This is a genomic window from Methylobacterium sp. AMS5 (assembly GCF_001542815.1).
Taxonomy (GTDB): domain Bacteria; phylum Pseudomonadota; class Alphaproteobacteria; order Rhizobiales; family Beijerinckiaceae; genus Methylobacterium.
This window is the reverse complement of sequence record NZ_CP006992.1, coordinates 4147408-4170902: the sequence shown is the minus strand read 5'-3', so window position 1 is coordinate 4170902 and position 23495 is coordinate 4147408. Positions and strand designations below refer to the sequence as shown.

Genomic DNA, 23495 nt, shown 5'->3' with positions numbered 1-23495 from the left:
CGCCGCCCGGAACCCATCTTCCGTCCCCGGAACCTGTTTTGCGCGCGCGGCATGCCCGCTGCCTGTCCGAACAGATCGGGGGCCGTGCATCGGGTCGCCCGGATCGTCGCAGAGATTTTGTCGTCCATGGCCACAGCCAAAGCCCGCAAAGCCGAGACCGCGGCCAAAAACACGGCCAAGACGAAGGTCAAGTCCGAGGAACAGACCGACGCGCGCCTCTCCGCCCTGTTCGACGCGGCGGCCCCGGCCGCGCGCGACACCCGCGTCATCTCGGTGCGCGGCGCCCGCGAGCACAATCTCAAGAACGTCGATCTGACGATCCCCCGCGACCGGTTCGTGGTGTTCACCGGCCTGTCGGGTTCGGGCAAGTCGTCGCTGGCCTTCGACACGATCTACGCGGAGGGCCAGCGCCGCTACGTCGAATCGCTCTCGGCCTATGCCCGCCAGTTCCTGGAGATGATGAGCAAGCCCGACGTCGATCAGATCGACGGGCTCTCGCCGGCGATCTCCATCGAGCAGAAGACCACCTCGAAGAACCCGCGCTCCACCGTCGGCACGGTGACCGAGATCTACGATTACATGCGCCTGCTCTGGGCGCGGGTCGGCATCCCCTACTCGCCCGCCACCGGCGAGCCGATCGAGAGCCAGACCGTCAGCCAGATGGTCGACCGGGTGCTGGAACTGCCGGAGAAGACCCGGCTGTATCTCCTCGCGCCCGTGGTCCGGGGGCGGAAGGGCGAGTACCGCAAGGAGATCGCCGAGTTCCAGAAGAAGGGCTTTCAGCGCCTTCGCATCGACGGCGAGTACTACGCGATCGACGACGCGCCGAAGCTCGACAAGAAGCTCAAGCACGACATCGACGTGGTGGTGGACCGCATCGTCGTGCGCGCCGACATCGCCGCGCGGCTGGCCGATTCCTTCGAGACCGCGCTCGAACTCGCCGACGGCATCGCCGACATCGAGTTCGCCGACGCACCGGAGGGCGAGGCGCCGAAAAAAATCACGTTCTCGTCGCGCTTCGCCTGCCCGGTCTCCGGCTTCACCATCCCCGAGATCGAGCCGCGGCTGTTCTCGTTCAACAACCCGTTCGGCGCCTGCCCGACCTGCGGCGGCATCGGCCACGAGATGCGGATCGACCCCGAACTGGTGATCTCGGATGCGAGCCTGACGCTCAAGCGCGGGGCGGTGGGCCCCTGGGCGAAATCGACCTCACCCTATTACGACCAGACGCTCGACGCGCTGGCCAAGCATTTCGGCTTCAAGACGTCCGTGGCGTGGTCGGCGCTGCCCGCGCAGGCCCGCGAGGTGATCCTCTACGGGACGGCCAAGGAATCGGTGCGCTTCGACTACAATGACGGCCTGCGCTCCTACTCGGTCAACAAGCCGTTCGAGGGCGTGATCCCGAACCTGGAGCGGCGCTACAAGGAAACCGAGAGCGATGCCTCCCGCGAGGAGATCGGCCGCTTCATGAGCGCCACCCCTTGCGCCGCCTGCGACGGCAAGCGGCTCAAGCCCGAGGCGCTCGCGGTCAAGATCGACCGGCAGGATATCGGCCAGGTCACCGCCCTCTCGGTGCGCGAGGCGCATCGCTGGTTCTCGGAGATCTCGGGCAAGCTGACGGACAAGCAGAACGAGATCGCGGTCCGCATCCTCAAGGAGATCCGCGACCGGCTGACCTTCCTCGTCGATGTCGGCCTCGAATACCTGACGCTCGCCCGCGGCTCGGGCTCGCTCTCGGGCGGCGAGAGCCAGCGCATCCGGCTCGCCTCGCAGATCGGCTCGGGCCTCACCGGCGTGCTCTACGTGCTCGACGAGCCGTCGATCGGCCTGCACCAGCGAGACAACGAGCGCCTGCTCGGCACGCTCAAGCGCCTGCGGGATCTGGGCAACTCGGTCATCGTGGTCGAGCACGACGAGGACGCGATCCTCCAGGCCGACTACGTGGTCGATGTGGGGCCGGGCGCCGGCATCCATGGCGGCGAGATCGTCGCGCAGGGCACGCCCGAAGAGCTTCTCAAGGATCCGGCTTCGCTCACCGCGAAGTACCTCACCGGCGAACTCTCGGTGCGCACGCCCAAAGCCCGGCGCAAGCCCGGACGCGGGATGCTGCGGCTGGTCGGCGCGCGCGGCCACAACCTGAAGAACGTGACGGCGGAGATCCCGCTCGGCACCTTCACCTGCATCAGCGGCGTCTCCGGCGGCGGCAAGTCCACGCTGATCATCGACACGCTCTACAAGGCGGCCGCCAAGCGCCTCAACGGCGCCCTGGAGCACCCGGCCCCGTTCGAGCGGATCGAGGGATTGGAGCATCTCGACAAGGTCATCGACATCGACCAGTCGCCGATCGGCCGCACCCCGCGCTCGAACCCGGCGACCTATACCGGCGCCTTCACCCCGATCCGCGACTGGTTCGCCGGCCTGCCCGAGGCCAAGGCCCGCGGCTACCAGGCCGGGCGCTTCTCGTTCAACGTGAAGGGCGGGCGCTGCGAGGCCTGCTCGGGCGACGGCGTCATCAAGATCGAGATGCACTTCCTGCCCGACGTCTACGTCACCTGTGACGTGTGCAAGGGCAAGCGCTACGACCGCGAGACGCTGGAGGTGCGCTACCGCAACAGGTCCATCGCCGACGTCCTCGACATGACGGTGGAGGAGGCCGCCGACCTGTTCAAGGCCGTGCCGTCGATCCGCGAAAAGATGGAAACGCTGGCCCGCGTCGGCCTGCACTACGTCCGCGTCGGCCAGCAGGCGACCACGCTCTCGGGCGGCGAGGCGCAAAGGGTGAAGCTCTCCAAGGAGCTGTCGAAGCGCGCCACCGGCCGCACCCTCTATATCCTCGACGAGCCGACCACCGGGCTACATTTCCACGACGTCGCCAAGCTCATGGAGGTGCTCCACGAACTGGTCGATCAGGGCAACACCGTCGTGGTGATCGAGCACAATCTGGAGGTCATCAAGACCGCCGATTGGGTGATCGACATGGGCCCCGAGGGCGGCGACGGCGGCGGCCGCGTCGTGGCCCAGGGCACGCCCGAGGAGATCGCCGCGAGCACGGCGAGCCATACCGGGCGCTTCCTGCGCGAGGTGCTGGCGCGGCGCCCGGCCGGGAAGGCCGCCAAGGATGCGGCCAAGGGCGCAGCCAAGGACACCGGCAAGGAGAAGGCGGGCGCCGCATCGCGCCGCCGCACCAACGCCGCGGGCCGTCAGGCCGCCGAATAGGGAGCGCTGGCCGAAGCGGGCGGGCCGGCGCAACCTGATGGTGATGGGTTCCTGCGCGGCCGGGGGCCGGGCCGAGGGGCGATTCGGTCGGCTGGACCGGTCCGTCCGGCCCCTGGTGACGGCGCCGTCGGTGCCGGCCGAGCCCACAACCCGCGTTCGCATTTGCGCAACTGCCCGGCCCCTTCTGCCGAAGAATCCCGGTCGGATGCGGCGGCCAATGACTTGAGGACAATGTACTATTTCGCCTGAATCCCGCTCGCGGGAAGGCATTCGTCCAAGATGGATTGCGTTAAGAGGTCGTTAAGCCCTTGGTTGCTCCGCAGCAAAAATGCGGCTTTTGAGCAACGGTAGGGTTCGAACTGCCGAGATTGGAGGCAATCCCCTGTCTTTCGCGGGCGGTCTGTAGAATAGTTCCCGACGTCGAGACTTGAGGTGCGGCCGTAGGGGGCACCGGCATCACACCAGCCATCCACTCCGGGGAGAGAGGGAGGCGAGAGGCGATGCAGGCGCTACGGGGCGGACGCCTGAAATCCTTGGGAAGGAACGAGAAAAATGATGAAGAACTGGCTCGCCGCTGGCGCCATTGCGCTCACGGCCGGAATGACGACGACCGTTGCCCAGGCGCAGTCGACCACGGTTCCTGGTGAGCAGGTCGGTCTGGCCGTTGGCGCGCCGCTCCCCGAGGGCATCTACGCGATCAACACCTTCACCTACCGCAGCCCGGATGGCCCGAACGCGACCTCGGTCGACACCGCGGTCAACATCCCGATCCTCGTGTGGGCGACCCCCTACGTGCCGTTCGGCGGCCGGCTCGAGTTCGTCGTGGCCCCCCCGACCGTGTTCACCTTCAGCCGCGCGGCCGGCGGCCGTGACACCTCGATCAACGTCGGCACCTTCGTCGGCGCGATCTGGGCGTTCGACCTCGGCGGCAACATCGGCGTCAGCCTGCTCGGCGGTTCCTACCTCAACGAGCTGAACGCCGGTCGCGGCGGCGGCCTCAACATCCTGGCCTCCAACACCTACCGTGTCGGCGGTGCCGTCAGCTACACCGGCGACGGCTACAACCTGACCGCCAACCTGACCTACAACTTCTACGACTCGCCCAGCCGCTTCGACGGCCGCAACGGCATCCCCGGCTTCTTCGGCCCGGTGCAGATCTCGGACGCGTTCAACCTCGACCTGACCGCGACCAAGAAGTTCGGCAAGTTCGAGATCGGCGCCATCGGCTACGGCACGGTCAACCTCGACCCGAACCTGCTCGCCTTCGTGAACGACCCGACCAGCCGCATCGGTCGCGGTGGCCGGTTCGCTCTCGGCGGTCTCATCGGCTACGACTTCGGACCGTTCTCGGTTCAGGCCTACGTCGCCCGCGACGTCGTGACCACGGCCGGCCTGCGCGAGAGCACCGACGGCTGGTTCCGCATCGTGGCCCCGCTCTACACCCCGGCGGCCGCCCCGGCCCCGATGCCGGCCCCGCTCGTTCGCAAGTACTGAGCTGATCGATCCGATCGGGGGCGCCCATCGCGTCCCCGGTCTGTTCAAGGTCACGAAGCCGTCCCGCCGCAAGGCTGGGCGGCTTTGTCCGTTTCGGGACGGTGAGAGCATCGTCCCGAAAGGTGGTTGCCGGCTTTCGAAAAAAGACGATGCAAAGACAAGACGATGCTTGAGGGTGAGAATCGCTTCGATTCCGGAAGGGGCGGCCCCGGTGGGGCGCGTCCTATTCCCGGATCAGCTTGCCGGTGTAGATCACCTGCCCGGTGGGCTTGCCGGTGGGCGAGCCGCCCGGCGGCTCCACCGATACGGCGATGACGCCGTCCCCGCCGCGTCCGGCCTCCGGCGGCAGGCGGATGCGGGTGGCCTCGCCTTCGACGAGACCGATCGGCTTCGGGGCGGCGCCCGGCCCGACATACCAGAGTTCCAGACTGTGGCCGGCCGGCGCCTGCGCCGCCACCGGCCGCACCCGGGCGGTGCCCGCTTGGGTGTCGACGCTGACGATCAGGGCCGGCAGGTCGCCCGCGCTCGTGACCACGGCGACGTAGCGGCCCTCCCCCGCGCCGCCCGCCCGCTCCCCGCCGAGCCGCGGCGCACCGGTGAGCACCACCAGCGCGAGGCTGGCGGCGACCAGCCCCGCCCCCGCCGCGGTGAAGCGCCAGAGCCGGAGTTGCCGCCGCAGGTCGCGCAGGCGGTTGTCGTTGGCGGCGCCGGCTTGGTCCGGCCGGGGGGCGGGATCGTCCGCCGCGGTGCCGCGCGCGATCCCTTCGGCAATCTTTTGGGCGATCTCCGGCCAGATATGGGCCGGCGGCTCGACCGGGGGCACGGCGCGCGCGAGCGGGGCGAGACGCCGCTCCCAGGCGCGGACGGCGGCCTCGGTGGCCGGATCGACCGCCCGCTCCGATTCGAACGCGGCGCGCTCACCCGCATCGAGGGTGCCGAGCACGTACTCGGCCGCCCGCAGGTCGCGTTCCGCCGGTTCCGGTCTGCCGCTGCCGCCGCTCACGCGATACGCTCCAGGCAGGATTTCAGGGCGGCCAGCGTCCGGTGCAGCCAGGTCTTGACGGTGTTGACGGGCCGCTCGAAGCGTTCGGCGAGTTCCTCGCGCGACCAGCCCTCGCAATAGGCCAGCACGACGCAGTCGCGCTGCGTCGGATCGAGCCGGGACAGGCAGGCGACGAGCGCGTCGCGGTCGAGGAAGGCGCCTTCCTCGTCGGTCGGGGCGACGAGGCGCTCCATCCAGGCCTCCCCGCTTTCACCAGACGGCATCGGAACCTCGCTCCGGCGGCGCAGCCCGTCGATGGCCCGGTTGCGCGCGATCGTACACAGCCACGGAAGTGGGGCCCCGGCGGAGGGCGCGTAGGAGCCCGCCGACTGCCAGACCTTCAGGTAGACATCCTGAAGCACGTCCTCGGCGAGGCTCCGGTCTCGCTGGATACGCAGGATGATCCCGAAAAGTTTCGGCGCGGTCCGGTCGTAGAGCGCCCGCAGGGCCGCCACGTCCCGGCGGGCGACGCGGTCCAGCATCCCGGCCAGTTCTCCGTCGTGCGGCGTCACGGCCCGCTTCCGGCGGGCGCGGCGCGGAGGGAGGTCGTCGGAGGACGCGGCATGGTTCCGGTGCGTCTGGATGAGAGGCGTCCGCCGGGCGCTCAGCGCGGCGGGACAGGGAGCGGCACCCTATCGGAGGCTTTGCCGACGCACCACAGGCCGTCGCGATGTCGACAGGGCAATCGCGAAGCCGTTTCGGCGGTTTCGCGGCGCGAAGAGCGCTCGTTCGGGGCGAAACGGCGGGCGTGGTGTCGGGGCGTGGCGCCGGTGCCTTTCGACGCGGCGGCGGGCGGGTGTCGGGGCGAGATGCGCCGCCTATCTGTGTCGGGAGCGCAGCCCGGCGAACCTCACGGACGGGAGACGGATGCGACCGCCCCGGCGGCCGCCGTTTCCGCGGAAGTCGGTCCACGGGCGGCGGCGGAGCGGGGCGCAGGGAAATTGCAGAACATGTCCGCGCACGGCGAATTCAGGATTCCGGCCGCCCTGCAGCCGAAGGCCGGCGACTACGCCTACGATCTGGAGCGGGCGCTGACCTCGGTCGTCTCCCTCTCCGCGCGGGTGCCGGCGGAGGCCTTCACGGCGGAGACGCTCGGCACCGAGCGGGCGGGCAACGGCGTGGTGATCCGCGAGGACGGGCTGGTGCTCACCATCGGCTACCTCGTGCTGGAGGCCGAGAGCGTCTGGCTCACCACCCATGACGGGCGCTCGGTGCCGGCCTACGTCGTCGGCTATGACGGGGAGACCGGCTTCGGCCTGGTCCAGGCCCTGGGTCGCCTCGGCCTACCCGCCCTGAGGCTCGGGCGTTCGGATACGCTGAAGGTCGGCGAGCGGGCCGTGGTCGCGGGGGCGGGCGGGCGCTCGCACAGCCTCGCGGTCGAACTCGTCGCCCGGCAGGAATTCGCCGGCTACTGGGAGTACGTCCTCGACGAGGCCCTGTTCACCACCCCCGCCCATCCGCACTGGGGCGGCACCGCCCTGATCGGGGCCGACGGCGCGCTGGTCGGCATCGGCTCGCTTCAGCTTCAGCAGGGCGGCACAGGGGCGGGGCGGGCGATCAACATGATCGTACCGATCGAACTCCTGCCGCCGATCCTGGCCGATCTCGAGAGCCGCGGCCGGGCCGACCGCCCGCCCCGCCCCTGGCTCGGCCTCTACGCCACCGAGACCGAGGACGGCGTCGTGGTGATGGGGACCGCCGACAGGGGCCCGGCGGAGGCCGCCGACCTGCGCGCGGGCGACGTGCTGACCGAGGTGGCGGGCGAGCCGGTCGCCGACCTCGCCGGCCTCTTCCGGCAGGTCTGGGCACTCGGCGAGGCGGGGGTGCGCGTCCCCCTCACGGTCAACCGGGACGGGCGCCTGACCCGGCTCGCGCTGACCTCGGTCGATCGCGACCGGTTCCTGATCGGACCGAAGCTGCACTGACAGTCGGCCTTGCGCCATACGGAAGGCGGGATCACACGATGAGGAAATCCGTGTGGTCGAGGGCGGCGTGGTTGTCCAGCACCGCGATCAGGACGGCCTCTTTCCGGCCGCTGCCGTCGGCATCGTAGAACAGCTCGCCCGTCTTCTGCTGGTAGAGGATGCGGTCGTCGGCATCCGCTTTGATCGCCTTGGCCGGACCGAGGTTCTTGAACTGCCCGGGCGTCAGCGCCCCGATGTCGAGGCTTGAGAAGACGGCGTGGTCGAGGTGGAACACGTCGTCCTGTGACGCGAAGTCCCTGACGTGATCGATGTTGCCGCGACCGAGCCGGGTGTCGAACACGAAGGCATCGGCGCCCGCTCCGCCCGTGAGCCGGTCGGCGCCGAGGCCGCCCGCAAGGCTGTCGTCACCGCCGCCGCCAGCGAGCCTGTTGTCGCCGGCATTGCCGATCAGCCGCTGGCCGAAGGCGTTTCCGGTAAGGGACAGCGGCGCGCATCCGGTACTCTCGGCGAGTTGCAGGATCTCGATCTCCTGGCCGGCAGCCAGTGTGTACGCGCTCGTCGCCACGAGCCTGTCGGTGCCCTGCCCCCGACCCTCGAACACATGGTCGCCGGGCGTGTCGACGAAGTAGGTGTCGTCGCCAGCCCCGCCCACGAGCTGATCGCGGCCGCCTCCGCCGCGCAGGACGTCGTCGCCCGCGTCGCCGAACAGCCGGTCGGCGCCGGCCGTGCCGATGAGCGTGTCGTCGCCGGCAAAGCCCAGGACCGGGTTGCCGCTTCCGTCGGCCTCGAGCCGGTCGTCGCCCCGGCCGCCGACGACATAGGCGACGCCCTCGGCCTTGTTCAGGAAGCCGTAGTCGATCCCGGTGGCCTGACTCGCGGCGGCGACCAGATTGGCGAAGGCCTCTTCCGGCGTGCCCGCGGCGGGACGGCCGGCGAGTTCCTGATAGAAGCGCCCGTAGGCGTCGAGGCCGAGATCCTCGTAGACTTGGCTGAGCAGGGAGGCGGCGAGGTCCGCAGCACCCCAATTGTTGGCGTTCGGAACGCCGGTCGCCGCGCCGAGGGTGTTGGCGAGCGTGGTGCCCGCCTCCCCGAAGAAGGTCTGCGCAAGATCTTCGAGGATGGACTGCTTGAATTCGTCGAAGGGCAGGGCCCCGAACGCGCTGCCGGGGATGCCGGCCTCCTGCATCGACACGAACCGGTTGGCGATCGCGAACCCCGTGACGAAGGCATCCACGGTCCCGAGTTGCGGACCGTAGAACCAGAAGTTCCGCCCGAGTTCGTAGAAGACGGTCTGATCGAATGTGCCGTCTTCGGCCGCGCCGGCGTAGAGCTGATCGAACGCGCCGGTCGTGAGCTCGATGCCGGAGGCTCCCAGAAAGCCGATCGCGTTCGCCGCGCCTCCGAGCGCCGTGGGCACCTCGGCGATCGTGAGTAGGCCGTTATAGGCCCGGTACGGGGTCGGAGCCTGCCCGGTGATGGCGAGGTAGACCTCGTAGGCGGCGTCGATCCTGTTCAGGATGTCCTGCATGACATCGCCGTCGAGATCGTTGGCCGATGTCAGGAGCGCGACGTGCTGGCCCTGCCACGGATAGAGCGAGACGAGGTAGCCGTCGTACACGAAGTAGGGCAGCGCCCCGTCGGGAGAGATCGCCATTGCCGTCCGCTCCGCTTGACCGGCCCGGATATCGGGGACGAGGGGCCCACGGTAATGCCGGCGCGGTTTGCCTGTCTCGGCCGCGATGTGGCACCCGCGAGCAATTGCGGCTTAAGTCTTCCGGAGCGGTTGCGCCGGTTCGCGAGAGGGGCCTGCGGCATTGAGGGCGTCCGGTGCGCTTCGCCGACGCGGCGATGGAGCGGCATCCTGTCCGTCGCGCCGGCCGCGCCCCGCTTCGCCTCCGGTTCGCGTGCCCGCCCGCATTGATCGCGTGGCCGCGTGGTTCTATTCCGTCGCGATGACGAACCCGATCCATATCGTCGGCGGTGGCCTCGCCGGTTCCGAAGCGGCCTGGCAGGTCGCGCAGGGCGGCCGCACGGTCGTGCTGCACGAGATGCGGCCCGTTCGCGCCACCGATGCCCACCACACCGACGGGCTGGCCGAACTGGTCTGCTCCAATTCCTTCCGCTCGGACGACGCCAACGGCAACGCCGTCGGCCTGCTGCATCAGGAGATGCGCAGCCTCGACTCGCTGATCATGCGAACGGCGGACGCCCACCAAGTGCCCGCGGGCGGGGCGCTCGCCGTCGATCGCGAGGGGTTTTCGCGGGCCGTCACCGCGGCGCTGGAGGAACACCCCAACATCACCATCGTCCGTGAGGAGGTCGCCGGCCTTCCCCCCGAGGACTGGGGTTCGACCATTCTCGCCACCGGCCCCCTCACCTCCCCGGCGCTGGCCGAGGCCGTCGGCACGCTGACGGGCCGGGAATCGCTTGCCTTCTTCGACGCCATCGCCCCGATCGTCCACCGCGACTCGATCGACATGGGCAAGGCGTGGTTCCAGTCCCGCTACGACAAGGCCGGTCCCGGCGGCACGGGGGCGGACTACCTCAACTGCCCGATGGACCGGGCGCAGTACGAGGCCTTCGTCGCCGCGCTGATCGCGGGCGAGAAGACGGCGTTCAAGGAATGGGAGGCCTCGACCCCCTATTTCGACGGCTGCCTGCCGATCGAGGTGATGGCCGAGCGCGGGCCCGAGACCCTGCGCCACGGGCCGATGAAGCCGGTCGGGCTCACCAACCCGCACAACCCGACCGTGAAGGCCTACGCCATCGTCCAATTGCGCCAGGACAATGCGCTCGGCACCCTGTTCAACATGGTGGGCTTCCAGACCAAGCTGCGCCACGCTGAGCAGGTCCGCGTCTTCCGCACGATTCCGGGGCTGGAAAATGCCGAGTTCGCCCGGCTCGGCGGCCTGCACCGCAACACCTATCTCGACAGCCCGCGCCTGCTCGACGCGACCCTGCGGCTGAAGGCACGGCCCCAGCTTCGCTTCGCCGGCCAGATCACCGGCTGCGAGGGTTATGTCGAGAGCGCCGCGGTCGGGCTGATGGCCGGCCGCTATGCGCTCGCCGAAGCGGACGGGCAGACGCTCGCCCCCCTGCCCCCGACGACCGCGCTCGGGGCACTCATCGGCCACATCACCGGCGGACACGTCGAGGCGACCGAGGAAGCAGAGCGCAACGCACCGCGCTCGTTCCAGCCGATGAACGTGAATTTCGGGCTGTTCCCGCCGCTGGCGCAGATGCCGCGCAACGAGACCGGCAAGCGCCTGCGCGGACCCGAGAAGGCGGCGCTCAAGAAGCGCGCGCTGACCGACCGGGCGCGGGAAGACCTCGCTGCCTGGATCGCGGGTGAGCGACTTCCGCACGCGGCGGAGTAGAGAGCGGCTTCGCCGGGTTCAGGGCGTGGCCCTGAAGATGCGCCAAAGGGCCGTGAGGCCCTTTGGAAACCCGGGACTTTCAGAAGGGGCCGGGCTTCGACCACACCGTGTGGTTGACCTGATCGATGGTGGACAGGACGATCCGCACGACCTTGGTCGAGACCGCGCCGCCCTGGTAATCCGGCACGGCCCCGGCGAAGCGGCGGCCCTCACCGTAGCCGTCGCGCACCGCACGCACCGCCTCGACCAGATCGACCTTGCCGAGCGGCGCCACGATCAGCGTGCCGGCATCCATGCCCTCGGGCCGCTCGTGCGCGTCGCGGAAGGTGACCGCCGGCAGGTCGAGCAGGGCCGCTTCCTCGGCGATGGTGCCGCTGTCGGACAGAACGCAATGGGCGCTCGTCTGAAGCTTCACGTAGTCGATGAAGCCGAAGGGCGGCAGGAAGCGGACGCTTTCGGGCAGCGACAGATCGCCGATCGCCTCGAGCCGGGCGCGGGTGCGCGGATGGGTCGAGACGACGATGGGCAGGCCGAAGGCCGCGTGCAGTCGGCCCAGCTCTTCCAGGAACACCCGCAGCCGGGCCGGTGAGTCGACGTTCTCCTCGCGGTGGGCCGAGACGATGAAGAACCGGTCCGGTTCGAGCCCGAGCCGGGCCAGTACGTCGGAGGCCTCGATCTTCGGGCGGAACTCGGCCAGCACCTCTTCCATGTGCGAGCCGACCTTGAAGATGCGCTGGGCCGGCAACCCCTCGGCCAGGAGGTAGCGGCGCGCATGCTCGGTCAGCACGAGGTTCACGTCGCTGAGGTGGTCGATCACCTTGCGGTTGATTTCCTCCGGCACCCGCGGGTCGAAGCAGCGGTTGCCCGCCTCCATGTGGAAGATCGGGATCTTGCGCCGCTTGGCCGGGATCACGGCGAGCCCGGAATTGGTGTCGCCGTAGATCAGCACCGCGTCAGGCTGTTCCTGTTCGAGCACGGCGTCGGCGCGCTCGATCACCCGGGCGATCGTCGCCGCCGCGTTCGGGCCGGCCGCTTCGAGGAAGTGATCGGGCTTGCGGATGCCGAGGTCGTCGAAGAAGACCTGGTTCAGCTCGTAATCGTAGTTCTGGCCGGTATGGACGAGGATGTGGTTCGTCAGCCGGTCCAGTGCCCGGATCACGAGCGACATCTTGACGAGTTCGGGCCGCGTTCCGACCAGGGTGAGGATCTTGCGCAAAGGTCTCGTCCCGGATCGGAAACTAGGAGGCGGCCCTGGCCGGCGAAGCGGGCTTCAGGGCTTGCTGGATGTAATCGAGCTTGAGCAACAGATCGATGACCTGCTGCTGGTTCATCCGCTGCGTGTTGTGTGAGGTATAGTCCTCGGCGGCCGAGATCGCCGTCTCGCCGGAGGTGAAGAACTTCGAGTAGTTCAGGTCACGGTCGTCGGCGGGGATGCGGTAGAACCCGTCCATGTCCTCGGCCCGCGCCATCTCCTCGCGCGAGACCAGGGACTCGTACAGCTTCTCGCCGTGGCGCGTGCCGATGATCTTGATCTCGTTCTTGGCTTCAAAAATCGTCCGCAGGGCTTCGGCCAGATCCTGAACCGTGCAGGCGGGCGCCTTCTGCACGAAGATGTCGCCCTGCTGTCCGCGCTGGTAGGCGAACAGCACCAGATCGACCGAATCCTCCAGCGACATCAGGAAGCGGGTCATCGTCGGATCGGTGATGGTGAGGTCGCGCCCCTCTTTGATCTGGTTCACGAAGAGCGGAATCACCGAGCCGCGCGAAGCCATGACGTTGCCGTAGCGCGTGGCGCACAGGATCGTGTCGTCCTTGGACAACATGCGAGACTTGGCGATCGTCAGCTTCTCCATCATCGCCTTGGACAGGCCCATGGCGTTGATCGGGTAGACCGCCTTGTCGGTCGAGAGCACGACCATCCGCTCGACGCCGGAGGCGACCGCGGCGTTCAGCACGTTCTCGGCCCCGAGAATGTTCGTGCGCACCGCCTCCATCGGATAGAACTCGCAGGACGGCACCTGCTTCAGCGCCGCCGCGTGGAAGATGTAGTCGACGCCCTTCACCGCCGGCGCGATCGAGTTGTACTCGCGCACGTCGCCGATGAAGAAACGGATCCGCGGATCGCGCAGCAGGAGGCGCATGTCCTCCTGCTTCTTCTCGTCGCGGCTGAAGACGCGGATCTGGCCGATATCGGTGGCGAGGAAGCGCTGGATCACCGCGTTGCCGAAGGAGCCGGTACCGCCGGTGATGAGGAGTGTCTTGCCGGAAAACATCAGCGGATCCGTGAGAAGGCTTCGTCGTCGAAGCGACGCATGTTGCGGATCAGATCCGGCCATGACGGGGGCGCGTAGCCGACCGCGGCCCGGAACCGGTCCGAGTTGAGGGAGCGGTCGATCGCCACCGCATCGTCGGGCTCGATCTCGGTCGCGACGCCGTAGACGTCCTTGGCGATCCCGAGCAGGTCGAACTTGCTGATCGGGTCCACGCTCACATGGTAGACGCCGCGCAAGCCTGGGTTCGGCAGCACGTGGTCGGCGATCACCCGCACCAGTTCGTCGGTGGTGAGGCCGGAGAAGATCGCCCGCCGGTAGCCGCGCACCGACCCGCTCTGGGCCAGGAACCACTCGACGAGGCCGTTGCGGCTGCCGATCTCACGACCGATGATGGAGGTGCGCAGCGTCACCGCGTTCGGGTAATCGACCTCGCCAAGAAGTTTCGAGCGCCCGTAGAGATCGGCCGCATCCGGCGCGTCGCTTTCGCGGTAGTCGCCCTTGCGGCCGGTGAAGACACAATCGGTGCTCACATGGATGAGGCGGGCACCGACGAGGTCGGCCAGCCGGGCGAGCCGGTGTGGCAGGATGGCGTTGATCGGGATCGCGACCAGCGGATCCTCGGCGGAGGCGAGCTGCTTGACGACTCCCACGCAATTCAAGACCACGTCGGGCCGCACGTCACGCAGGAAGCCGGCCAGCGCGTCCGCATTCTCGACGTCGATCCCGGTTGAGATGTTGGCGGCATCTTCCGGAAAGATCTTTTTTACCGCCGAGGATCGCGCTGTCGCATAGACCGACCCAGGAAAGCATTTTGACAAATATCGGAAGGCGGCGCTTCCAAGCATGCCGGATGAGCCTAAGACTGCAATCTTCAACTTCTCAGACCTCTGCCGGCGGATGCGGGATATTGATGGACCGAAAGGTGCCGATTATCGGATCCGCGGCGATTTTCATCGATGGCCTCGCACGGAAATCATGGAACCACGCTGCGAGCAAGGGGCTTCGTGTTTTCCAATTGAGTTCGGGTGAGCGTCCGTCGAGATAATCGAGGGCGCAGGCAATCGCGAGATGCCCCAGATCGGTAGGGGCTTGCATCCAATCCGGCGCTGTCTCCAACCGGTCCAGGATTGCGGTGATAGCGGCTTCCTGTCGCGTCACCACGCGGTCGAGGCGGTCATCGTGCGGGCCGAGCCGATCGACGAACCGGCGAATCACCGCCTCGGCCAAGCCGTCGCCCAGCGCCTCCCGCCGGAGTGCGTCCCAGGTTCGGGGTACGGGCGGGATCAGCATGTGTCCGGACAGCGTGTCGAGGTAGCGCGCGATGACGGGCGAGTCGAACAGGGCCGAGCCGTCGTCCAAGAGGAGTGTCGGAACCTTAGAGGCAGGGTTGTGCCGTCGAAGCGTCTCGTCGGTCCAGGGGTCGATCCGAACGAGGCTGACCCGCGTGGCGAGATCGAGTTCGACGATCGTCGCCAGGATCTTGCGCGAGAAAGGAGAGCGCGGCGCGTAGAACAACTGCATAAGCCCGCCCCGCCGGTCCTGTTCTCTGTCCGGTTGTTTGCAATCGTTTTCGCAGCAGAGACATTCTCGGCGGCGTGCTCTGTTTTCATCCGGCACGGCCTACCGGACATAAGGGCATCAATTCGGCGCCCCACAGCGCGGATGCCGGGCATCACACTCGCAGGCGAAAGGCCTTTGACCTGTCTTTTATCGCCGCCAAACGCGAAAGCAATACGGGCACCGTCAATACGCGGCAACCGATCCAACTTTAGGTGCGTATTTGAATATAAATTTCCTTCAAGTTGTGATGGAGGAGCGTCGTCGTCATCGCAAGTTGGTAGGCTGGTAGCCTGATCGTGTCGCTTCCCAGCCGGTTCAATCCGATAAATCTGGAATCTGCCAAGTAGCACGGCGGATCAAAACTTGGCGCTCGCTTGTCCGGGCGTGGGAACTAGGCTAATGGCCCGGATCGGCCGTCCAGGCCTCCGGTTCCCAGCCTCGCGGTCAGAACCTCGCGCGGGCGGCCCGAGGCATGTCCGGGGCCGGAGATGGTCGGGCAGTTGGCGTCGAAGGACGAGCCGCCGCACCCGCGAACGAGGGGAATAATCGGTTGACCCTTTCCGGAAAACGCGTGCTCGTCACGGGCGCAGGTGGCTTCATCGGGAGCCATCTCACCGAGGAAGCCGTGCGGCAGGGTGCCAGGGTGACGGCGCTGCTGCACTACAACGCCATGCGGGACCGCGGAAATCTGTCCGGCGTCTCCCCTGAGATCGATCGCGAAATCGAGTATGTCTTTGGCGATATCATCGATCCGGAATACGTTCAGGCGATCACCAAGGACATCGATGTCGTCTTCCATCTCGCTGCGCTGATCGCGATTCCGTACTCGTATCTGGCGCCGCGCAACTACGTGAAGGTCAATGTCGAGGGTACGCTCAACGTGCTCGAAGCGGCGCGCCGGCACGGGGTGCAGCGCGTCGTCCATACCAGCACGTCAGAGGTGTACGGGTCGGCGCAATACGTCCCGATCGACGAGGCGCATCCCCTGCAGGGACAATCGCCCTACTCGGCCTCGAAAATCGGCGCCGACAAGATCGCCGAGTCCTACTACCGGTCCTTCGACGTTCCGGTGGTCACGGTGCGGCCGTTCAACACCTACGGTCCGCGCCAGTCGGCCCGCGCCTTCATCCCGACTGTCATCATGCAAGCGCTGGAGCCCGAGCGGACTGTAATCAAGCTCGGCTCGACCACGCCGGTGCGGGATCTGACCTTTGCCACCGACACCGCCAACGGGTTCCTGACCGCGGCGGTGACCCCAGGTCTTGAGGGCGGAACCTTCAATCTAGGCGTCGGTTCCGGCCAGACCGTTGGCGAGGTGGCGGCCATGATCCTCGAGATCGTCGGTTCGAAGGCCGTGATCGAGACGGACGAGCAGCGTATCCGCCCGAGCAAGAGCGAAGTGGAACGGTTGATCTCCGACAACCGCCTGTTCCAGGCGCAGTCGGGCTGGACGCCGAAGGTCGGCCTGCGTGAGGGGCTGGAGAGGACGATCGAGCACTTCCGGTCCCAGCACGATCGGCGGGACGTCGATCGCTACGTCGTCTGAGAGCCAAGCGATGAAGGCCATCATTCTCGCCGGCGGCAAGGGCACGCGCCTGATGCCCTACACGGCTGTCATGCCGAAACCACTGATGCCGATCGGCGAGATGCCGATCCTCGAACTGCTGCTGCGCCAACTGCGCCAGCACGGGGTGACAGACGTCATCCTGGCCGTGAACCATCTCCATCATCTCATCCGGAGCTTCTTCACGGACGGATCGAATCTCGGTCTCAACATCACCTACAGGGTCGAGGACAAGCCGCTCGGCACCAGCGGCCCTATCGCCGCCAACCTCGAACAGCTGCCCGACCATTTCATCGTCACGAACGGCGACCTTCTGACGACGTTGAACTTCTCGGCGATGGTGCGGGAGCACCTCGATCGTGGCGCCGCGGCCACGATCGCGACCCACCGCCGGACGCTGCAAGCCGATTTCGGGGCGCTGACGGTCGGACCTGACTTCACAGTATCTGAGTACCGTGAGAAGCCGGCGATGCATTTCGAAGCCTCGATGGGCCTCTATGTCCTCTCAAAGAAGGCCGTTGCGCCACTCATTCCGGCCGACACCTTCTTCGACATGCCCGACCTTGTGCGCGCGCTTCTCGCGTCGTCACAGAAAGTCGTGAGCTACGTCGAGGATTGCGAGTGGATCGATATCGGCCGTCCCGATGACTATGCCCGCGCCCAGGAGCAGTTCACCGCTCGGCCCGATCATTTCCTCCCGGCGGCTTGAGCCCGGCCGCTCCCAATCCTTGACCCAGTGCAGCTCTCATCCCGGAACGGGGTGGAGTTGCGCTGGGTCAGGCTCGCCCGAGCCGGGCGGCGTAGCTTGCCTGTAGGCCGTCGACGAGATCGACGCGCGGCATCCAGTCGAGCGCAGCGCGGGCTGCAGCGTTGTCGCAGACGAGGTAATCGGCCAGCGCGCCGGCTGGCCTGTCGATTGGCCGAACGCTGACGGAGCGGTTCGGCTCGGTGCGACGCATGGCGATGATCGCCGCCTCCGCGAGCTGCCGGACAGACCATCCGGCGCCGGAGCTGACATTCAGCGTGCGGCCAGGCGGCAGGTCCTGGCGGAGAGCTGCGGCGAGCAGCGCATCGACGGCGTCCTGAACATAGATGTAGTCGCGGACCGGATGCAGGGCGCGAAGCACGATCTCGTCCGTCGTGCCCAGTTGGCTCAAGAGAGTGGTCACGACCGTTTCGGTCATCTGGTCGGGACCGTAAATGTTGGAGGGGCGCAGCGTCACGGCCCATCGCCCGGTCGCGACATAGGCGGCGACTAAGGCTTCCGCCGCGATCTTCGAGGCAGCGTAGATGCTGCGACCGCGCGTCGGCTGACTCTCGTCGAGCGCGATCGGTGATCCCGATCCGTAGACGGCAGCGGAACTGATGAAGACGAGGCGGCCGACCGTGTGCGCGGCACAGGCGGTCAGGACGTTGCATGTGCCGGTGACGTTGGCATCCGTGAAGTCTCGGAACGATCCGCCACCGCCGCCGCGTCCGGCGAGATGGAAGACGATGTCCGCGCCTGCTGCTGCTCGGATAATGGCTGCTTCATCGAAGAGATCGCCGCGCAGCAATGCGACGCGACCGGCGCGCACCGCCTCGCCGCTCCGAAGATCGGAGAGGCTGCTCGCTTCCGGATCGCGCACGAGGACCGTGACCTCGGCTCCGAGCGGGATTAGCGCCCGGAGCAGATGCTGACCGAGGAAACCCGAGCCTCCGGTCACGAGAACCCGGATACCGTCGAACGAAAGTGGCGCGGTCATCCCGGTCCTCAAGCGGCGTCCCGCCCGTCGGCACGGGGGGGGGCGAGCAGCCATTTCCGGAGCAGCGGCGACAGGTCGGCTGGGCGGCGTGACGCCGCCGCGTCTTCGGCCGCCGGCCAGGACCAGCCGATCCGCTCGGCGCTGCGCACGACGGGAGCGGTCGAGAGCCGGCCATATAGGTCGAGTAGACCGCAATCCCCCATCGACTCGTCGATCAGGAGGTGGTCGCTTCGGCGCATCAGGATGCCGCCGGGGCGGCCTCCCGGACCGATCAGGGCGCGCATATCGAAAGCGTCGGCCTGGTGATCCCGCAGGACCGCCCCGAACGCGTCGAGTTCCGACCACAGACCGATCGCGAGATCGGCCGCAGGTATCGCCTGTAGCGCCTGGAAGAGGCGGCGCAGGGCTCCACCCTCGACACTGTCGCCGGCGTTGAGCAGCATGAGCGCCGCTGCCCGCGACTTCTCCAGCGCCTCGTTGATTGCCGCGGCCGTGTCCGTGCTCCCCGTGCGGAGCAAAGATGCACCGGGATGGAAACTGCGCAGGAGCTGCGGCAGATCTTCCAGCTCCTGCCCCGCCTCGACCAGGATCGTCACGGCAAGCCCGCTTGCATCGGGTGTGCGCAGAGAGGTCAGGCTTCGTTCGAGTGCCCGCCGGTCCTGACCGGCCCGTAGGACGATCTCGATGTCGTTTTCCGCCGGCGGTGGCGCCACCGAGCGCCAAATCCGAGCAGGAGCCAAGTTCAGCGGATCGGCCGAACGGGCGCGTTCGAGAAGACCGGAGTCGGTCCGGCCCGAGCCCGCCGGCGCCGATCCGATGACGTCCGCAAAGAAGTCGTTGCGTGGGGCCGGCCAGCCACCCTCGAGGATGGTCTTGCGCAGGTGCGCGGTTCGGCCCTCGTAATCACCAAGCAGGCGTTCCAGCTTGGCCGCCGCATCGGTGAGATCGTCGGGATCAATGATTGGCGGAGCGATGTCAGTATGGCGCGCCTCGAGGAAGGCTGCGGCGCCAGCCTGCTTCGACAGGAGGATCGGCGCGCCCGACATGGTTGCTTCGACCGCCACGTAATTGAACGCGTCGGAGCGCGAGGGGATGACGATCACGGACCGGCCACGAAAAGCGCGCGACCACAGTTCGTCGTGACTGATCTCGCCGAGATACTCGGCGGGGACCTGCCGCTCGCGGGCGAGTTCAAGGACCGTCTCGGACCAGCGCGGTCCCGAGGACGCCCAGGGATTGTCGGGACCGCACAGGTAGCAGTTCCGGTAGAGTGAGCGGGGGATCTGCGACGCGATCTCGATGAAGAGGTCGGGTCCCTTGTTGCGGTCGAGACGTCCGACAAACCAGAGATCGGGCGGTCCCTCGCCCGGCGGGTACGCGGTGGGGGCTGGCAGCGTGTCGAGGGCGTCGTGCATGTCGACGACCGCTGAGGGCTTCAGTTGGTCGTTCTCAGCGGCATGGAGATCTGAGATCGTGTAGCTGACATCGGCGCCCGCGATGCAGCGTCGTTCCATTTCCTCCAATCGCTCAATCACCACCTCTGGCACTTCCGACGCGTAGGCGTTGCGATTGCTGACGCTCAGCCAACCGAGCATGCCGAGCGAAATCGTTCTCACCCCGATGCCGAAGGCGGCGAAGATTGGACGGATGAGATGTGCTACAGGAAAGAACGAGGGCACCTCGACCACGTCGAAGAATTGCCCTTGGAGCGGCACAGCGATCTGGCAGATGATCAGAGCGTAGGAGCGCTCCTCTACGCCCTCGATCTTAAGTGCGGCGAGGAGATCCCAAGGATAGAGAAAGCGGTCGAAACCGTAGGGATGTGCATTGGTAGGAAGACGCGATCGTATTTCGCTCGTAAGATCACGGCCGCGTGAGGGATAAAGGATAGTCCAGTCCGGATGCCGCTCAACAACGCGGCGATAGAACGTCTGCCCGCCGCCGAGCGCCGAGTAGAAGTCGAAGTCGCAGATGAGGGTACGGATCGTCCGGCGCTCGGCCGCCGAACCGGCTGCGTCCGGTATGATCATTTGAAAAGCCGCCATTTTTTCTTCGCGGGGATCGATGGGGCCGCCGGGGCAGAGAAAGGCACTGGTACCGAGGCAGCCGCATCGCTGAGCGCCGGCTCGGATTGGAACGACGCCTCTGGTTCGGCCCAAGCGAGATAGGCGCCCGGGTAGAAGCTTGTCGCGGCTTCGGTTCGGCGCAGGCTGCCGTACTCGGAAGCCCACCGCGACCGGATCGCTGCCAGTTCGTCCCGCACGGTGGCCGCGGTCGCGTCCGCGGGCAGGATCCAGGTAAACGGGCGGTCCGCCAAGCGCAGGCCGAGGCCACAGCTAGCGCTCGCTAGGATCGGCAGACCCTGCGCCAATGCGGCCGAGACCCGGAAATCGAAAGCTTGCGGCGCCGGACTTGAGAACCAGACGAGGTGCGGACGCAAGACACAGACGAGTTTATTGAGATCAAGGCGATCGGCCGGGCCGAGATTTCGCAGTCCGGCGGTCGATGCCCCCGGTATGCCGTCGAGGCCGAAGAAGCGGGCCGTAAGGGCCTCGACGCGACCGGAAACGATTGTGTCCACCACGAGCCGGTCCGCGGGTTCCGCGATGTCATCCCAGATCAGGACGCGCAGATCCTCGTCCGCGTCGAGCCGGGCCGGATGCACGCGGAATAGGCGAAGCTTGCGCGGCTCGGGGCTGAGACCGGTCGTGATCGGCAGCCCTGGCAGTCGCACGCGCAGAGCGGCCAGCATGTTGTCGCTGCAGGCAACAACGCGGGCAGCCTGCCGGGCGAGCGACCGCATCGTTTCGTTCGCCGCTTCGCCCGACTTCTCCAACTCCAAAGGAGCGATCATTGGAGTAAGATCGAAGGGACGATTGAGTGCTGCTAAGACTTTTTGCAGGGAATGCCTGAATCGGGTTGCAAGCACGTCGATCCGGCCGATCCGCAGAGTCCGCGCAATCGATGCCAGAGTCGAAGCCGCCGGCCGCACGGTCACGGCGTCCGGCGTATCGGGTAGTCCGGAGGATAGGACGAGCTGCCCGTCCTCAAGCCAGCCGAGCAGGACATGGACCTGGCGGCGAACGGTCTCATGGATTTGGGTGGCGAACTGCTTCGCGAATTCGTCCCGCTCTTCCAACAGCAGCAGCAGTGTCGGTCGGCGGTGATGAAGGCTCTCCACCAGCCTTTCCAGCTCCTCGCGCTCGGCTAAAGCCTTGGCGGCGGCGAGCGACCCGAGCGGGGGGCCGACCGGGATGCTTCGCAACGTCTCCGGGGGGACCTCGGCGACCTTCTCCGGATTGAAGCCGTAGCGCTCGAACTGCGCCTCATCGACGATACGATGCCGGGTCTCCTGTCCAAGCCCCGAGCTGACCACGAGGTGGACCGATGCGCTTCCCTGCCCCCGGACGAGACGGCTGCCCGGGCCGAGCACACTTCCCTCCGGCAAGTGCGCGCAGTCGGGGTCTGTTCGGACGGCATCATCGCGGAAGATCGCCCGCAAGACATCGAGATCGGTGATGTAGTGGCGCTGATCCCCGAAGACGAGCCAGATCTGGTGCTCGTCGGGAATCTGGACGCGCAGACCATCGAAATCGGGGATGTCGGCGAGCGACCCGAGCGGGGGACCGACCGGGATGCTTCGCAACGTCTCCGGGGGGATCTCGGCGACCTTCTCCGGATGGAAGCCGTAGCGCTCGAACTGCGCCTCATCGACGATGCGATGCCGGGTCTCCTGTCCAAGCCCCGAGCTGACCACGAGGTGGACCGATGCGCTTCCCTGCCCCCGGACGAGACGGCTGCCCGGGCCGAGCACACTTCCCTCCGGCAAGTGCGCGCAGTCGGGGTCTGTTCGGACGGCATCATCGCGGAAGATCGCCCGCAAGACATCCAGATCGGTGATGTAGTGGCGCTGATCCCCGAAGACGAGCCAGATCTGGTGCTCGTCGGGAACGCGGACCCGCAGGCCGTCGAAATTAGACAACGACGACATCGAGCCGGCTCGACATGCCGAGGGAAGAGATGAAGTCACTGCGGGTCTCGGCGGCTCGGGTCAGGGCGGTGGAGAGGGCTTCTCGGCGTATGACGAGGCCGGACAGCGGTCCGAGCGGATCTGCACCGGGCTGGCCTCTCGTCTGCGGGATGGCGGCGCCGTCGAGTTCCGGATCGCACAGGAGGCGGCCGAGGGCCGTCCAGAAGGTAGCGACGGGCACGTCTTGCGGGAGGAACGCGACGATTGGGGCCTCAAGTTCGGCCAGAGTATGAGAGACCAAGTCCTTCGGGGCGATCGGGCTGGCGACAACGTCGTCGGATAATTCTTTTCCAAGCGAGCCGGCGAAGAGTGCAAAGTGCTGGTCGGGCGAGGCGTCCACAAGAAGGAAGGCGAGATCGAGACCGCTGCTGGCGAGTTCGGCTTTCGCGACCGCCGCCTCACGTGAACCGAGGCTGCTCAGAACGATGCCGACCCGGATCTTTTTTGCCCGTCGGTGGATCAGTGCATCGGCACCCTGCTGGGCGCCGTCATAGCCGGTCTTCTGGAGAAAATCGCGAGCGCGCAGGAGGAACGCCATCTCCGAGCCGGAATGCGCCCGCGCCTTTTCCTCCGGCACCCACTCCAGCATCTCCATCCAGAGAAGACTTGCCTCCTCGATATGGCGGCGCCCATGCGAGCCCTGCCCGGCATGGACCCGATGCCGAACGAGGGCGCCGGGCACGTAAACGAAGGGATAGTGCAGCGCGAGCCGCCACCACAGCTCGTAGTCCTGGGTCGTCGGCAGTCCGACATCGAGGCCACCGTGGCGTTCTAGGAGAGTGCGTTCGAGCAGGATGGTGCAGCCGTTGATGCGGCCTTCGAGGATCGCCCAGAGTGGCTGATCGCTACGATAGCCCGCGTTGGTCTCGATCTCGGCGAGAATGGTGCAATCCTCGTCCATCGTGGCGTAGCCGCCGAAAATCACGCAGGGCCCGGATTGTGCCGCCAGGGCCTTCATCTGCACTTCGACCTTGCGCGGATCGTAGAGGTCGTCGTGACTCAGCCAAGTCAGATATCGGCCGGTCATCGCGGCGATGCCCGTATTGAGGGCTGCAGCGACGCCACCGTTCTCTTGGCGCAAATAGCGGATGCGCGTGCCGAAGGATTGGCAGACCCGCTCTGTATGCCCGTCGTCATCTGAGCCGTCGTCAATCACGAGCACCTCGATCGCTGGCCAAGTCTGCGCGAGCGCGCTTTCGATGGCCTGGATCAGGAAGGGGCCGCCGTTGTAGACGGGGATGAGGATCGTCACGGTCTCTGTGGACATCG

17 protein-coding genes are annotated in these 23495 nt (G+C 67.1%); 6 read left to right on the top strand and 11 right to left on the bottom strand.

All coding sequences use genetic code 11. The annotated features are described in order from the left end of the window. Positions 1-126 precede the first annotated feature (126 nt). Both uvrA and Y590_RS18705 read left to right on the top strand, forming a co-directional pair. Positions 127-3216 carry an excinuclease ABC subunit UvrA gene (gene uvrA / locus Y590_RS18710; protein ID WP_060771168.1) on the top strand — a complete coding sequence of 1030 codons (3090 nt, stop codon included), beginning with the start codon at positions 127-129 and terminating at the stop codon, positions 3214-3216. Between the two features lie 552 nt (positions 3217-3768). Continuing rightward, a complete protein-coding gene (locus Y590_RS18705; protein ID WP_060771167.1) occupies positions 3769-4710 on the top strand; it encodes a transporter family protein in 942 nt (313 codons plus the stop codon). A gap of 223 nt (positions 4711-4933) precedes the next feature. Here the strand turns inward: Y590_RS18705 and Y590_RS18700 are convergent, their stop codons facing one another. Beyond that, positions 4934-5713 (bottom strand): anti-sigma factor, encoded by a 780-nt coding sequence (locus Y590_RS18700; RefSeq protein ID WP_060771166.1) that lies wholly within the window; start codon positions 5711-5713, stop codon positions 4934-4936. Further along, positions 5710-6264 carry a sigma-70 family RNA polymerase sigma factor gene (locus tag Y590_RS18695; RefSeq protein WP_060771165.1) on the bottom strand — a complete coding sequence of 185 codons (555 nt, stop codon included), beginning with the start codon at positions 6262-6264 and terminating at the stop codon, positions 5710-5712. The genes Y590_RS18700 and Y590_RS18695 overlap by 4 nt, the downstream gene beginning before the upstream one ends. 438 nt (positions 6265-6702) lie before the next feature. On the opposite strand from Y590_RS18695, the gene Y590_RS18690 reads away from it, so the two are divergent. Then, on the top strand, positions 6703-7677 hold the full coding sequence (locus tag Y590_RS18690) for a S1C family serine protease (protein WP_060771164.1): 975 nt from the start codon (positions 6703-6705) through the stop codon (positions 7675-7677). Between the two features lie 31 nt (positions 7678-7708). On the opposite strand, the gene Y590_RS18685 is transcribed toward Y590_RS18690, so the two are convergent. Further along, entirely contained in the window at positions 7709-9331 is a 1623-nt protein-coding gene (locus Y590_RS18685; protein WP_060771163.1) for a calcium-binding protein, read from the bottom strand. A 298-nt stretch (positions 9332-9629) separates the two neighbouring features. On the opposite strand from Y590_RS18685, the gene trmFO reads away from it, so the two are divergent. After that, the gene (gene trmFO / locus Y590_RS18680; protein ID WP_060772361.1) at positions 9630-11054 is read left to right on the top strand and encodes a methylenetetrahydrofolate--tRNA-(uracil(54)-C(5))-methyltransferase (FADH(2)-oxidizing) TrmFO; all 1425 of its coding nucleotides are present in this window, start codon (positions 9630-9632) and stop codon (positions 11052-11054) included. Positions 11055-11133: 79 nt separating this feature from the next. Here trmFO and wecB read toward each other — a convergent pair whose 3' ends face one another. From wecB to Y590_RS18660, 4 genes are read right to left on the bottom strand one after another with little or no spacing between them, the layout of a single operon-like run. Next, positions 11134-12270, bottom strand: coding sequence for a non-hydrolyzing UDP-N-acetylglucosamine 2-epimerase (wecB, locus tag Y590_RS18675; RefSeq protein WP_060771162.1), 1137 nt, complete (start codon positions 12268-12270; stop codon positions 11134-11136). Positions 12271-12292: 22 nt separating this feature from the next. After that, a complete protein-coding gene (locus tag Y590_RS18670; RefSeq protein WP_060771161.1) occupies positions 12293-13327 on the bottom strand; it encodes a polysaccharide biosynthesis protein in 1035 nt (344 codons plus the stop codon). Continuing rightward, entirely contained in the window at positions 13327-14202 is an 876-nt protein-coding gene (locus Y590_RS18665; protein ID WP_060771160.1) for a dTDP-4-dehydrorhamnose reductase family protein, read from the bottom strand. Before Y590_RS18665 ends, Y590_RS18670 begins: the two co-directional genes overlap by 1 nt. A gap of 4 nt (positions 14203-14206) precedes the next feature. Next, positions 14207-14848, bottom strand: coding sequence for a glutathione S-transferase family protein (locus Y590_RS18660; RefSeq protein ID WP_060771159.1), 642 nt, complete (start codon positions 14846-14848; stop codon positions 14207-14209). A gap of 610 nt (positions 14849-15458) precedes the next feature. Here Y590_RS18660 and Y590_RS18655 point away from each other — a divergent pair. Continuing rightward, positions 15459-16433: a GDP-mannose 4,6-dehydratase gene (locus Y590_RS18655; RefSeq protein WP_286161778.1), complete on the top strand. Its 975-nt coding sequence runs from the start codon at positions 15459-15461 to the stop codon at positions 16431-16433. A gap of 10 nt (positions 16434-16443) precedes the next feature. Further along, positions 16444-17160 (top strand): nucleotidyltransferase family protein, encoded by a 717-nt coding sequence (locus Y590_RS18650; RefSeq protein ID WP_060771157.1) that lies wholly within the window; start codon positions 16444-16446, stop codon positions 17158-17160. Positions 17161-17227: 67 nt separating this feature from the next. Here the strand turns inward: Y590_RS18650 and Y590_RS18645 are convergent, their stop codons facing one another. Genes Y590_RS18645 through Y590_RS18630 form a run of 4 tightly spaced genes read right to left on the bottom strand, consistent with a single transcriptional unit; the run spans position 17228 to position 23493 of the window. Then, positions 17228-18196, bottom strand: coding sequence for an NAD-dependent epimerase/dehydratase family protein (locus Y590_RS18645; protein WP_060771156.1), 969 nt, complete (start codon positions 18194-18196; stop codon positions 17228-17230). A gap of 8 nt (positions 18197-18204) precedes the next feature. After that, the gene (locus Y590_RS18640) at positions 18205-20241 is read right to left on the bottom strand and encodes a glycosyltransferase family 4 protein (RefSeq protein WP_083530907.1); all 2037 of its coding nucleotides are present in this window, start codon (positions 20239-20241) and stop codon (positions 18205-18207) included. Continuing rightward, positions 20223-22187 (bottom strand): hypothetical protein, encoded by a 1965-nt coding sequence (locus tag Y590_RS18635; RefSeq protein ID WP_060771154.1) that lies wholly within the window; start codon positions 22185-22187, stop codon positions 20223-20225. The genes Y590_RS18640 and Y590_RS18635 overlap by 19 nt, the downstream gene beginning before the upstream one ends. After that, positions 22171-23493 (bottom strand): glycosyltransferase family 2 protein, encoded by a 1323-nt coding sequence (locus tag Y590_RS18630; RefSeq protein ID WP_060771153.1) that lies wholly within the window; start codon positions 23491-23493, stop codon positions 22171-22173. Before Y590_RS18630 ends, Y590_RS18635 begins: the two co-directional genes overlap by 17 nt. Positions 23494-23495 lie beyond the last annotated feature (2 nt).

Excerpts from the sequence above, each read along its gene's own strand:
- Y590_RS18660 (WP_060771159.1), bottom strand. The coding sequence starts at position 14,848 with ATGCAGTTGTTCTACGCGCCGCGCTCTCCTTTCTCGCGCAAGATCCTG.
- Y590_RS18650 (WP_060771157.1), top strand. The coding sequence starts at position 16,444 with ATGAAGGCCATCATTCTCGCCGGCGGCAAGGGCACGCGCCTGATGCCC.
- Y590_RS18630 (WP_060771153.1), bottom strand. The coding sequence starts at position 23,493 with ATGTCCACAGAGACCGTGACGATCCTCATCCCCGTCTACAACGGCGGC.
- trmFO (WP_060772361.1), top strand. The coding sequence starts at position 9,630 with ATGACGAACCCGATCCATATCGTCGGCGGTGGCCTCGCCGGTTCCGAA.
- Y590_RS18635 (WP_060771154.1), bottom strand. The coding sequence starts at position 22,187 with ATGTCGTCGTTGTCTAATTTCGACGGCCTGCGGGTCCGCGTTCCCGAC.
- Y590_RS18640 (WP_083530907.1), bottom strand. The coding sequence starts at position 20,241 with ATGGCGGCTTTTCAAATGATCATACCGGACGCAGCCGGTTCGGCGGCC.
- Y590_RS18685 (WP_060771163.1), bottom strand. The coding sequence starts at position 9,331 with ATGGCGATCTCTCCCGACGGGGCGCTGCCCTACTTCGTGTACGACGGC.
- Y590_RS18645 (WP_060771156.1), bottom strand. The coding sequence starts at position 18,196 with ATGACCGCGCCACTTTCGTTCGACGGTATCCGGGTTCTCGTGACCGGA.
- uvrA (WP_060771168.1), top strand. The coding sequence starts at position 127 with ATGGCCACAGCCAAAGCCCGCAAAGCCGAGACCGCGGCCAAAAACACG.
- Y590_RS18670 (WP_060771161.1), bottom strand. The coding sequence starts at position 13,327 with ATGTTTTCCGGCAAGACACTCCTCATCACCGGCGGTACCGGCTCCTTC.
- Y590_RS18690 (WP_060771164.1), top strand. The coding sequence starts at position 6,703 with ATGTCCGCGCACGGCGAATTCAGGATTCCGGCCGCCCTGCAGCCGAAG.
- Y590_RS18705 (WP_060771167.1), top strand. The coding sequence starts at position 3,769 with ATGATGAAGAACTGGCTCGCCGCTGGCGCCATTGCGCTCACGGCCGGA.